The sequence below is a fragment of the Nocardiopsis halotolerans DSM 44410 genome (assembly GCF_000341065.1).
In the GTDB taxonomy this organism is placed as follows: Bacteria; Actinomycetota; Actinomycetes; order Streptosporangiales; family Streptosporangiaceae; genus Nocardiopsis; species Nocardiopsis halotolerans.
The window spans coordinates 1-12,277 of record NZ_ANAX01000205.1; the positions used below are offsets into that span (position 1 = coordinate 1).

Sequence of the window (12,277 nt, forward strand, 5' to 3'; positions counted from 1 at the left end):
GTCGGGCCAGAGCGTGTCCAGGAACACGAACTCGGCGTAGGCGGACTGCCACAGGAGGAAGTTGGACGTGCGCTGCTCGCCCGAGGAGCGCACGAACAGGTCCACGGGCGGGACCTCGGGGGCGTAGAGGTGCTGGGATAGGGTGTCCTCGGTGATCTTCTCGGGGGAGATCCGCCCCGCCGCGGCCTTGCGGGCCAGTTCCCGCGCGGCGTCGACGATCTCGGCCCGGCCGCCGTAGTTCACACAGAACTGGAGGGTGAGCGCGGTGTTGTCCCTGGTCATCTCCTCGGCGTCCTGGAGTTCCCTGATGACGCTCTTCCACAGCCGTCCCGTGCGTCCGGCCCATCTGACGCGGACACCGCGCGCGTGCAGCTCGTCGCGGCGCCTGCGGATGGTGTCGCGGTTGAAGCCCATCAGGAAGCGCACCTCGTCGGGTGAGCGCTTCCAGTTCTCGGTGGAGAAGGCGTAGGCGGACAGGTTGGCGACGCCCATCTCCAGGGCGCCCTCGACCACGTCGAAGAGCGAGGACTCACCGGCCTTGTGCCCCTCGGTGCGCGCCAGTCCGCGTTCCTTGGCCCAGCGGCCGTTGCCGTCCATGACCACGGCCACGTGCCGGGGCACCAGCGGGGCGGGGAGTTCGGGGGGACGCGCGCCGCTGGGGTGCGGGACGGGCGCGGTGTACTCCCGCCGGTTACCGGTGTCGAAGCTGAACAGACTCAAGAACGCTCCACATGGCGCAGTGATCGGATTCCGTTTTCCAGGTGCCACTGAAGGTAGGCCGCGACCAACCCGCTGCACTCGGAGCGGTGCCTGCCCTCGCTGGCGTCCGCGCCCTCCCAGTCACCTCCGAGCAGGGCGTACATCAGTCGGAGCGTGTCCGGGGACGGGTGCACGGAGCCGTGGGGACGGCACACCGAGCAGACCATACCTCCGGCGTGGACCGCGAACGCCCGGTGCTCCCCCCGACTGCCGCAGCGGGCGCACTCGGCCAGTGAGGGGGCGTATCCGGCGACGGCGAGCGAGCGCAGCAGGTAGGCGTCCAGGACCAGCCGGGAGTCGTGGCTTCCCTCACCCAGGGTACGCAGGGCGCCGATGAGCAGGAGGAACTGGCGCAGCGCCGGGTCCTTCTCCACCGCGACGACCTTCTCGGCGGTCTCCAGTATCGCGGTGGCGGCGGTGTAGCGGGAGTAGTCGGCCACGACCGCCTCGCCGTAGGAGCGCACGGTCTCGGCCTGGGTGATGACGTCCAGCGTGCGGCCGGTGTGCAGTTGGAGGTCGACGTGGGTGCACGGCTCCAGCCGGGCGCCGAAGCGCGACTTGGTCCGGCGCACCCCCTTGCCGACGGCGCGGACCAGGCCGGTGCGCCGGGTCAGGAGGGTGATGATGCGGTCGGCCTCGCCCAGCTTCTGGTTGCGCAGGACGACACCCTCGTCGCGGTAGAGACTCACATCCCCATTCTCGCGGATGCCGCGGACCGTCCACGCGGACGGTTGGTCCCTTCAGCCCCATCACGACCAGGTTTATTACAGTTTGGTTTCCCTTTTTGCGGCATTTGGTCTACTCTCACGCGCTAAGGCGTGTGCCCGAGGTACGCGCCCCGCGGTGCTCCGCGTCGGGCCCGCCGCTTCCCTCGCGGCGCTTCCCGGAGCCGCCGCGCACCCCGAGCACGTGTCACCAGGAACCCGTGCGGCACCGGGGCACGAGCAGGACCGGCCGGAGACGGGAGCTCCCCTCCGACCGCGGGGCGGCCCGGCCCCGCGTGCCCCACGAACCCCATCCCAGAGGAGAACGACATGGCGCGTGGTCGTCGAGGCAGGCGCAGGAAGAGCGCCCGCGAACACCGCCGCGACGGACGTCAGCGCCGCGCGGTACCGCTCGCGGTGCCCCTGGCCGCGGTTCCGGTGGGTCTGGTGCTGGCGGGCGGGCTGCTGGCCACCGGGGTGGGCCCGGACATCGGTCTCTTCCAGAACACGGCGGGTGACCGGGTGCAGACGGGTGAGATCGGTGACGCGGTCACCGACACCCCGCCCGCGCCCGAGGCCTCCGGGGACGACGACTTCTTCGCGTCGCCAAGCACGACGCCGGAACGGGAGCCGACGCCCTCCGAGGGCACCGAACCGCAGAGCGCGGAGGCCTCCTCCGGCCCCGAGGCCCCCGAGGCCTCCGGGGACGAGGAGACCGGCGACGACACGACCGGGAACAGTGGCGGTGGCGGTGACAGCGGTACCGGCGACGCCGGTGGCGGTACCGGGTCCGGTGGCGGAGCCGGAAACGGCAACGGCGGCAACGGGAACGGCGGTGGCGGCGACCGCGACGAGGGCGGGGAGGGCAGCCCCGCCTCCGGCGCGGTGACCGACCAGGTCGTGACCCTGGTCAACGACGAGCGCGCCGAGGCGGGGTGCGACCCGCTGCGGGTGGACCAACGGCTGACCGCCGCCGCCCAGGAGCACAGCGAGGACATGAACCGACGCGACTACATGGCCCACGTGAGCCCCGAGGGCGAGGGCCCCGGGGACCGGGCCCGCCAGCACGGGTACCACGCCTGGGGCGCGGAGAACGTCGCCATGGGGCAGACCAGCGCCGAGCAGGTGATGGAGGCCTGGATGAACAGCGACGGGCACCGCAGGAACATCCTCGACTGCGGCCTGGTCGCGATCGGCGTCGGCGAGTCCGGCAACGCGTGGACGCAGATGTTCGGCTGGGAGTAGACCGGACGGACACGTGCGTGGAGCCGTCTCCCCCGGCGGGGAGGCGGCTCCACGTGTGTGAGGAGAGCGCGACGGCTGGCTTCACAGGGCGGAAGGAAGCCGCCGCTGTGCCTCTGGGCCGGGCGGAGAGTGCGGGGACTGAGTTCCGAAAAGGAAGGGTGCGAATCCCGGGAAGGAAGCCCCCGCGGTGCCGCCCGGCGGGACGAGGTTAGCGCGTCCCCTCCCCCGGGGTCACCGGGTTTTCCCGGCCGCCACCTCCCCGGGGTCGGGCAGCAGGGAGGGCAGGTCCGCCAGGGTGGTCACCCCGACCCCCTCGGGCAGTCCCTCCGGACGCTCCAGCCCCAGGTAGGCCACCCGGCGTCCGGCCACCTCCTCGGCGGTGGGCGGCTCCCGGTACTCCCGCACCTCACCGCAGGTGCGCTCCATCAGGTCCACCAGCCTCCCCACCGTGAGGTGGCGGCGCTCGACCACGGCCCGGGTCATCAGCCCGGCGGACGCACCCGTGTGCTCGACGCGGTTGAAGTTCCGCCGCCCCCGCAGGAACAGGTGCGTCCAGCGGGCCTCCCACCGACGGTCGCCGCCTCGGTTGAACACCAGCGGGACCAGCACCCGGGACGCCCCCTCCAGGTCCGAGCGCACGCGCACGGTACGCGGGTCGAAGGGCATGCCGCCCTGCTCACCGTCCCGGGTCATGTACCCGAAGAACGCCTCCGGCAGGGCGCCGAACCCGTCACCGCTGTACACGAGCACCTGTGGCACCACGTGTCGCACCCGATCGTCGAGCGCGGACAGGTCCAGGTCGATCATCTCGGTGGCGCCGTCCGGCGCGGGCGCCGTCACCAGGTCGCCGGAGTGGACGATCCCGCCCTCCCTGAGGTTGGTCCAGGACACCTGACCGATCGGGGCGAAGTCGCGGTCGAGCAGCGTCACCGACAGGTCCAGGTCGGTCACCCCGTCCCTCGTCTGCGTCCAGTGCACGAAGAACCGCAGCCGGTCGCCCTGCACCTCGGTGCGGCTGCCGCGCGGCAGCACGCCCATGCCCTTCGCGGTGCCCCTCCCCGAACGCGGAACGGCCACCGACCGCACCGCACGGTCCACCAGGAGCAGGTCGTGGACCGGCAGGCGCCGGACGAGCAGGTCGTCCAGGGCCGCCACCACGGCGGCCACCTCCTCACGGGGCAGCGGCGGACGGCTGTCGGGGACCGACCATCCGCGCGCGGACTGGTTGGCGAACAGGCGCGCCAGGCCGGGGACGTCCCGGTTGGCGAGCTGCTCGCGCGCGGAGGCCAGAAGGCGGCCGGAGACGCGGTCACCGACCCCGCGCAGGCGCGCGGCCAGCAGCTCCCCGGTACCGGCGCCGCCCGCCGTCAGGAGCCGGTCCAGGGTGCGTACCAGCATGCCCGGCGCAGTGGCCAGCAGGTCGACGGCGGCGGGCACGTCCCCCGCCAGGAAGGCCGCCTCCACACGGGCGTCGAAGGTGCGTACGCGGCGGTCGCCGCGCGCCACCGCGAACACCTCGCGGGCGTGCTCCCATCCCGGGTACTCGTGCGGGTGCAGCCCCTCCCCCAGCCGCTTCCACGCCTCGGTGTGGCGGGCGACGGCNTGGCCCCGATGATCCCGTCCAGCGCGGCGAGCAGTGCGCGCCGCTCGCGGCGGCGGAGAGAGCGCAGCCGTGCGGGCTCGGCGAGGGTGGGGTCCCCGCCGGACAGGGCCTGGGCGAGCCGCAGCACGTCGGTGGCGGTGTCCACGCGCGGAGCGTGTCCGGCCCGCAGGCGTACGGCGTTGACCACGGCGCGGTTCTCCCGCACGGGGATGACCTCCGGCGGTTCCCGGTCGGCGCACCTCTCGGCGAGCACGGCCAGGAGCGTCCGGTCCTCCCCGCCCAGCGGGACCGGGCTGCCCGCCAGGTCCGCGTGGAGTGCGTGGACCTCCTCGTCCAGGGGTCCGCCGAGGTGGAGGAGGGTGAGCCGGTCCTTCGCACCGGGCGCGAACGCGTCGCGCGCGGCGGCGAGTTCGGCGTAGGTGTGCTGGTAGCGGCCGTACTCGGGCAGGTCGAGCAGGTTGATCCGCCCGAGCGGGAGTGTCAGGTGGACCGGACCACCCGGATCCCCGAGCGCCCCGGCCAGGCACCGCGCCCAGAACTCGACGGTGTCGGGGACGTTGTCGGGGAAGTCGCGGAAGTAGACGTTGTGCCGGACGTCCGCGCCGACGAGCCGCCGGACCGCGCCCAGGAGGGGACGGGCCTCGCGCAGCACGGCGTCGGGGGCGAGCCCTTCCAGGTGGGTGCGTAGTCCGCCGGTGAGCGTGAAGCCCGCGGACAGCAGTGCGGCGTCGAGCCGCCGCGTCTGGACCGTACCGTCGCCGGGTTCGCCCGACGGCTCGGGCACGCGCAGGGTCCGCCGGACGATCTCGCTGTACACCATGTGTGGCATGGTGACACCCCGCAAACCGCTGCCGCCACGGCTTTTACGTGGCCTGTCCCGGCCGTCGCGGACCGTGTTCGTGGGTACCCCTGTCGTCGGGGAACCGGAGCTGCCAGGCTGGGCCCGTGACCCCCCTGACACGCCCCGCCACCGCCGGGGACCTGACCGCGGTGCTGTCCCTGCTCGGCGAGACGAACCCGGACGATCCCCCGATGGGCCCGGCCGAGGCCGCGCGCGTCTGGGCGGAGGTCGCCCGGCAGCGGGGGCGGACCCTGCTGGTCTGCGAGGTGGGGAGTCGCGTCGTCGGGACCGTGGACTGCCTGGTGATGCCCCAGCTGGCCCGGGAGGGGCGGCCGGTGATGTTCGTGGAGAACCTCGTGGTCGCCCGTGCGCACCGGCGCACCGGCGTGGGCCGTCTGCTGATGCGCCGCGCGGAACGGCTCGCGCTCGACGCCGGGTGCTACAAACTCCAGCTGCTGGCCGCCCCCGATCCCCACGTACACGCGTTCTACCACTCCTGCGGCTTCTCCCCGTGCCCCGACGGCTTCCGCAAGTACGTCGGCGCCGCCCGGTAACGTGGTCCGGCGCCGTGACACCACGCGGCCCGAAGGAAGGTCCCCTGTGCGTGAACTGAGTGAGCTGGCCGAGGTGGAGGAGCCCGCCTGGCCGGCGCTGTCCAAGCGTCTGGCCCGGAGCACGGTGTCGGTACGCGCGCTGCCCGTGGAGCCCGAGCGCGGCCGGACCTGCCTGCACCGCCTCCAGGTGACCGCCCGGTCCTTCCTGGGCGCGATGGCGTTGGAGTCCGGCGGCCTGCTCGTCGACGGCGGATGGCTGCGGGTGCACGGCGGTGGCGGCGCGGAGCTGCCCGGGCTGGGTGAGGTCAACGACCTGAGCGCGGCGGTGGTGTACGGCCCGCCGCCCCGCCTGGTGGTCGCCCACGACGTGCTGGGCGGGGTGTTCGCCCTCAACGGGCCCGCCGCCGAGGACGGGGGGTACCCCGGCAAACCCGGCGAGGTGGTGTACTTCGCGCCCGACTCCCTGGAGTGGAAGCCGTTGGAGGTGTCCTACTCCGGCTGGATGCTGTGGATGCTGGAGGGGCACCTGAAGAGCTTCTACCAGGACCTGCGCTGGCCGGGCTGGCGCGAGGAGGCCGAGGCCCTGGATCCGGAGCGGGGGCTGTCGCTCCACCCCTTCCCGTGGACCGCCGAGGCGCACGAGAACCTGGCCGCGACCTCGCGCAGGGCGGTCCCGATGGCAGAGCTGACCGGCATGCACCGGGACTTCTGCGCCACCCTCGGGCTGCCCGACCCCGGGCCGTTCGGCCTGCTCTGAGGCCCGGGGGCGCGGCCGGTCGGCCGCTCCCCCGGGTGCCCGCGCGTGGGTGTCAGACGCGGGCGATGGCGCTGCACAGGGCCTTGAGCGAGGCCGTGGTGATGCTGCTGTGGATACCCACGCCCCACACCACGCGACCGTCGATCTCGGCCTCCACGTAGGCGGCGGCCCGGGCGTCCCCGTCCCCGCCCATGGAGTGCTCCACGTAGTCCATGACGCGGACCTTGACGTCGACGTCGGCCAGGGCGTCGCAGAACGCGGAGATGGGGCCGTTGCCGGTACCGGTCAGCTCGCGGATCTCGCCGTCGACGCGGGCGTCGGCCTCGATCCGGTACGTGCCGTCGCTGTCGGTGGTGGAGCGGTGCGCCAGCACCGCGACCGGCCCGTTCTCGGACAGGTAGGTCCCGGAGAAGATCTCCCAGATGCGCTCGGCCGGGAACTCCCCGCCCTCGGTGTCGGTGAACTTCTGGATGACCTGGGAGAACTCGATCTGGAGGCGGCGCGGCAGGTCCAGCGAGTGGTCGCGCTGCATGATGTAGGAGACGCCGCCCTTGCCGGACTGGCTGTTGACCCGGATGACGGCCTCGTAGTTGCGGCCCACGTCCTTGGGGTCGATGGGCAGGTAGGGCACGTCCCACGCGACGTTCCCCTCCTGGGCGGCGAAGCCCTTCTTGATGGCGTCCTGGTGGGAGCCGGAGAAGGCCGTGTAGACCAGGTCGCCGCCGTAGGGGTGGCGCGGGGCGACCGGCAGCTGGGTGCAGTGCTCGACCGTGCGACGGATCTCGTCGATGTCGGAGAAGTCGATCTGGGGGTCCACGCCCTGGCTGAACAGGTTCATGCCCAGGGTGACCAGGCAGACGTTGCCGGTACGCTCGCCGTGCCCGAACAGGCAGCCCTCGACGCGGTCGGCCCCGGCCATGACGGCCAGCTCGGCCGAGGCCACGCCGGTGCCGCGGTCGTTGTGCGGGTGTACCGACAGGACCACGTGCTCGCGCCGGGACAGGTTGCGGCTCATCCACTCGATCTGGTCGGCGTAGACGTTGGGCGTGGAGCGCTCGACGGTCGCGGGCAGGTTGAGGATGATCTCGCGGCCCGGGCCGGGCTGCCAGACGTCCATGACGGCCTCGCAGACCTCCAGGGCGAAGTCCGGTTCGGTGTCGACGAAGATCTCGGGCGAGTACTCGTAGCCGAAGTACTCGGTCTCGCCCAGGTACTGCTCGGCGAAGCGCATGACGTGCCGGGTGCCCTCGACGGCGATGTCCTTGCAGGCCTCGCGGTCCACGCGGAAGACGACGCGGCGGAAGGTGGGCGCGGTGGCGTTGTACAGGTGCACGGTGGCGCGCCGGGCGCCGACCAGGCTCTGCACGGTGCGTTCGATGAGGTCCTCACGGGCCTGGGTCAGCACCGAGATCTGTACGTCCTCGGGGATCAGGTCCTCTTCGATCAGGGACCGGACGAAGTCGAAGTCGGTCTGGCTCGCGGAGGGGAAGCCGACCTCGATCTCCTTGTAGCCCATCCGGACCAGCAGCGCGAACATCTCGTGCTTGCGGGCGGGGTCCATCGGCTCGATCAGCGCCTGGTTGCCGTCGCGCAGGTCCGTGGACAGCCAGCGCGGTGCCTCGGTGATGCTCTTCGACGGCCAGGTGCGGTCGGGCAGGTCGACCGGCGCGAAGGGCTGGTAGCGGTGGAAGGGCATGGGGCTGGGCTTTTGCTGCGGCACCATCTCGGTGGCTCCTCGTGTGGTTCTGGCGCGTGGTCATGGTCGACCAGGGCAAGCCGAAGTCCCGCGGCGAGGGAGTCGACCTCTTTAACGACCCCCGCCGCGGCCACTAAGGAGAAGCAGCTGGTGCAGCATAGTGATCGCCACGCTAGCAGACGGTGTGACGGAACTGGTACCCAACGTCCACATGGTGGGACGCGCATCACATGAGCTGGGGTTCTCCGTCACACGCGCGACGGGGCCCGGCGGCCGCGCCACTACAGGTACCTCGATTTCGAGAGATCACCGAAGGGTCTGTAGCATTTTCCGTGAACCCTTCAGTGCTAGGGGGGTTGTTCCAGATCCCGCCGACGGGACCCAGGGTGCGGCCAACACCCGAGGCCGTCGCCGCCCGCGTGAGAGAGCGCGCCGGTGACCGGGCCGGTTCCGTCGGCGGGATTTCGCGTTTCTCCGCGTGTCCGGCGTGCCCGCTCGCGAGACGCCCCTCCCCCCGGACTGGAGGAAGGGGCGCCGCCATGCCGTGGAGTGGCCGGGGTCAGGCGTCCAGGGCCGGGTAGTCGGTGTACCCGCGGTGGTCACCGCCGTAGTACGTGGCCCTGTCACCCGTGGCGAAGGGGCCGCCCGCCCTGATGCGGGCCGGGAGGTCGGGGTTGGCGATCCAGGACGCGCCCACCGCCACGGCGTCGGCCCGCTCCTCGGCCAGGGCCCTGGTGACGGGGCCGAGGTCTGTGCCGGAAGCGGTGTTGAGGACGAAGGTGCCCCGCCACTCCTTGCGCAGCCGCTGGGTGTACTCGGCCGAACCCGACTCCGTCAGGTGCAGGTAGGCCAGGCCGGAGTGGTGCCGCAGCCCGTCGAGCAGGGCCAGGTACTGCTCCAGGGGGTCGCTCTGGCTGATGCCGTTGAAGGTGTTCTCCGGGGAGACGCGCAGGCCGGTGCGGTCGGCGCCGATGGCGTCGACGACGGCGTCGACGACCTCCACCGCGAAGCGGGCCCGGTTCTCGGCGCTGCCGCCGTACTCGTCGGTGCGCTGGTTGCTGCCGTCGGAGAGGAACTGCTCGATGAGGTAACCGTTGGCGCCGTGCACCTCCACGCCGTCGAAACCGGCGGTGACCGCGTTCCGGGCGGCCGAGGCGAAGTCGTCCAGGGCCTCGGCGATGTCGGAGGAGTCCATCTCACGCGGTACGGGGTGCGGCAGCGCCTGCTTGCCGTCGTACATGGACGCGCCCGAGGAGATGGCGGACGGGCCGACCGGCAGGCCGCCGTCGGGGTAGAGGCTGGGGTGGCCGACGCGGCCCGAGTGCATGATCTGCGCGAAGATGTGGCCTCCGCGCTCGTGGACGGCGTCCGTGACGCGCTTCCAGCCCTCGATCTGCTCGGCGCTGTGCAGGCCCGGGGTGTCGGTGTAGCCCTGGCCGCGAACGCTGGGCTGGGTCCCCTCGGTGATGATCAGTCCCGCGGTGGCGCGCTGGGCGTAGTACTCGGCGACGATGCCGCCCGGCACGCCCCCATGGGAGCGCGAACGCGTCATCGGGGCCATGAACAGGCGGTTGGGAAGGTCCATGCGGCCGATCCTGATGGGGTCGAACAGGTCGCTCATGGTGGCTCCGTGGTGTGTGGGTCGGGAGGGCTCGTGCCCTCGGGAACGCCCTCACGTTAGGAGGGTGCGCTGTCCGGCCGCTTGCCGGGTACTGTCCGTCCACTGTCGTGGTCCGGATCCCATCGGGCGGCGGGGCGGCGCGGATAGGGTTCGGGCATGCGATTCGGGGTGTTGGGAGAGTTGGCCGTGTGGACCGACGGCGGCGCCCCCGTCGGCGTCCCGGGCGCCAAGGTACGGTCCCTGCTGGCCGTGCTGCTGGTGTACCGGGGCGAACCGGTCACGGCCGACCGGCTCTGCGAGGAGTTGTGGGACGCGCCGCCTCCCGACCCCGCGGCGGCGCTCCAGACGACCGTGTCGCGGCTGCGCCGCGCCCTGGAGCGGGGCGAGGCCGGGTACCGGGGCCGGGTGGAGTCGGGGCCCTCGGGGTACCGGCTGCGGGTCGGCCCCGAGCAGGTGGACGCGGGTCGGTTCGAGGCCCTGGCCGACCGGGCGCGCGGCGCGGCGCCCGCGGAGGCGGCCGAACTGCTGGGCCGGGCCCTGGATCTGTGGCGCGGACCGGCGCTGGCCGGGCACGCCGACGCCCCGTTCGCGCGGGCGGCCGTCGCCCGGTGGGAGGAGCGGCGGTTGGTGGCCGTGGAGGAGCGCGCGCGGGCCCGGTTGGAGCTGGGGGAGGACGCCGCCCTGGTTCCCGAACTGGACGGGCACGTGCGGCGGCACCCCGCACGGGAGCGGCTGCGCGCCGCGCACATGCTCGCGCTGTACCGGTCCGGCCGCCAGAGCGAGGCGTTGGAGAGCTACCAGGGTCTGCGCACGCTGCTCGCCGAGGAGCTGGGGGTGGACCCCGGGCCCGAGATCGCCCGGCTGTACGAGGACATCCTGCGCCAGTCCCCCGCCCTGGACTCCCCCGCCGAGGATGGTCGGGGCCCGGGCCTGGGGCCACCGGGGTCGCCGGGGGTGACGGGGGTGACGGGGGTGACGGGGACGACCATGGCAACGGAGACGGTGGGAAGCCCCGGGAACACCCCGTCCGCCGGGGAGTGGGCGACCGTCCCGATACGTCCTCCGGGCAACCTGCCCGCACCGCTCACCGACGTGGTCGGGCGCGACGCGTGCGTTCCCCGGGTCCGCGCCGACCTGGAGCGGAACCGGCTGGTCACCCTGTTCGGTCCGGGCGGGGTCGGCAAGACCACGCTCGCGCTGGCCTCCGTGGCCTGCGGTGATCCCCGGTTCGGCGACGTGTGGTTCGTGGAACTGGCGGGCCGGGAACCCTCCGCCCGCGCCGAGGACGTGGCCGACGACATCGCCGTCGCCATGGGCGTCCGCGACGAGGAGCACACGGGGAACCGGCCCGGCCCCCGGCCCTGCTCCGACCGGGTCGCCGAGTCCCTGGGACCCGGCCCGGTGCTGCTCGTCCTCGACAACTGCGAGCACGTGGTCGCCCCGGTCTCGGAGGTGGTCACGCGGTTGCTGCGGTGCGTGCCGGGGCTGCGTGTACTGGCCACCAGCCGCGAACCGCTGGGCGTGCCCGGGGAGCGGCTGCACCAGGTGCGGCCTCTGGGCGTACCGCGCGACGCCACGTCCGCGGGGTTGGCCGGGTCGAGCGCGGTGGAGCTGTTCACGCGGCGGGTGTCGGCCTCCGTGCCCGGGTTCGCGGTGGACGCCGACAACGCCGAGGCGGTGGCCTCGGTCTGCCGCCGCCTGGACGGGCTCCCCCTGGCCCTGGAGCTGGCCGCCGCCCGGGTGCGTTCCCTGGGTGTGCACGAGTTGGCCGTGCGCCTGGACGACCGTTTCCGGGTCCTGGGGTCCTCGGGCGCGGGCGTCCATCAGCGCCAGCGCACCCTGCACGCGGTGGTGGACTGGAGCTGGCAGCCCCTGTCCGCGGCCGAGCGGGCGGTGCTGCGGCGCCTTGCCGTGCAGGCCGGAACGTTCACCCTGGCCGCCGCGGAGGCGGTGGCCACCGGACCGGGGGTGCCCCGCGCCGAGGTCGCCGGTCTGCTCGCCCGACTGGTGGACCGCTCCCTGGTCGTCGCCGAGCAGGACCGCCGCGGCACCCGCTACCGGATGCTGGAGACGATCCGCGCCTTCGCCCGGGACAGGCTCGACGAGGCCGGTGAGGCGGAGCCGACCCTGTACCGGCACGCGCTCCACGTCGCGGACGAGACGGTGGGGGCCGCTTCCCGGAGCGAGACCGGTCTGCCCCGCTTCGAGCAGCTCGACCAGGAGATGGCCAACACGCGGGCCGCCGCCGAGTGGGCCGCTGAGCACGGGCACGCGGACCCGGCCCTGCGCATCACCGGTTCCCTGGGCTGGTACTGGTACCTGCGCGGGCGCTACCGCGAGGGGCACCGGCTGCTGTCGCTCGCCCTGTCCGCCGGGGGCGGGGCCTCGGACGGGGACCGCGCCACCGCGCTGCTGTGGCACGCGGCCCTGGAGTTCGCGGACGGACCCGGCCCCGGGGGGACCCGGTCGGCGGAGGAGGCGATCCGGCTCGCCGACC

At 73.2% G+C, this 12,277-nt stretch carries 9 protein-coding genes; 4 read left to right on the forward strand and 5 right to left on the reverse strand.

Annotated elements, in window-relative coordinates; all coding sequences use genetic code 11:
- Positions 1-720 (reverse strand): isoprenyl transferase (locus D455_RS0115695; RefSeq protein ID WP_017571663.1); only part of this gene is annotated, 720 nt, incomplete at its 3' end.
- Positions 717-1,448 carry a DNA repair protein RecO gene (gene recO / locus D455_RS0115700; RefSeq protein WP_017571664.1) on the reverse strand — a complete coding sequence of 244 codons (732 nt, stop codon included), beginning with the start codon at positions 1,446-1,448 and terminating at the stop codon, positions 717-719. The genes recO and D455_RS0115695, both read right to left, overlap by 4 nt.
- Before the next feature lie 345 nt (positions 1,449-1,793).
- On the opposite strand from recO, the gene D455_RS0115705 reads away from it, so the two are divergent.
- The gene (locus tag D455_RS0115705; RefSeq protein ID WP_017571665.1) at positions 1,794-2,708 is read left to right on the forward strand and encodes a CAP domain-containing protein; all 915 of its coding nucleotides are present in this window, start codon (positions 1,794-1,796) and stop codon (positions 2,706-2,708) included.
- A gap of 231 nt (positions 2,709-2,939) precedes the next feature.
- Here the strand turns inward: D455_RS0115705 and D455_RS35425 are convergent, their stop codons facing one another.
- Positions 2,940-4,214, reverse strand: coding sequence for a TerD family protein (locus D455_RS35425; RefSeq protein WP_241480263.1), 1,275 nt, complete (start codon positions 4,212-4,214; stop codon positions 2,940-2,942).
- A gap of 1,042 nt (positions 4,215-5,256) precedes the next feature.
- Here D455_RS35425 and D455_RS0115715 point away from each other — a divergent pair.
- Entirely contained in the window at positions 5,257-5,706 is a 450-nt protein-coding gene (locus D455_RS0115715) for a GNAT family N-acetyltransferase (protein ID WP_017571666.1), read from the forward strand.
- 46 nt (positions 5,707-5,752) lie between these two features.
- Entirely contained in the window at positions 5,753-6,463 is a 711-nt protein-coding gene (locus tag D455_RS0115720) for a DUF2625 domain-containing protein (RefSeq protein WP_017571667.1), read from the forward strand.
- Between the two features lie 52 nt (positions 6,464-6,515).
- Here the strand turns inward: D455_RS0115720 and leuA are convergent, their stop codons facing one another.
- Both leuA and D455_RS0115730 read right to left on the reverse strand, forming a co-directional pair.
- A complete protein-coding gene (gene leuA, locus D455_RS0115725) occupies positions 6,516-8,186 on the reverse strand; it encodes a 2-isopropylmalate synthase (protein ID WP_026122669.1) in 1,671 nt (556 codons plus the stop codon).
- Between the two features lie 532 nt (positions 8,187-8,718).
- Complete coding sequence (locus tag D455_RS0115730; protein ID WP_017571670.1) at positions 8,719-9,780, reverse strand: alkene reductase; 1,062 nt, start codon at positions 9,778-9,780, stop codon at positions 8,719-8,721.
- A gap of 156 nt (positions 9,781-9,936) precedes the next feature.
- Between D455_RS0115730 and D455_RS35910 the strand changes: the two genes are divergently transcribed.
- Positions 9,937-12,277, forward strand: a 2,341-nt coding sequence (locus tag D455_RS35910; RefSeq protein WP_152487076.1) for an AfsR/SARP family transcriptional regulator, incomplete at its 3' end; no start/stop codon positions are given.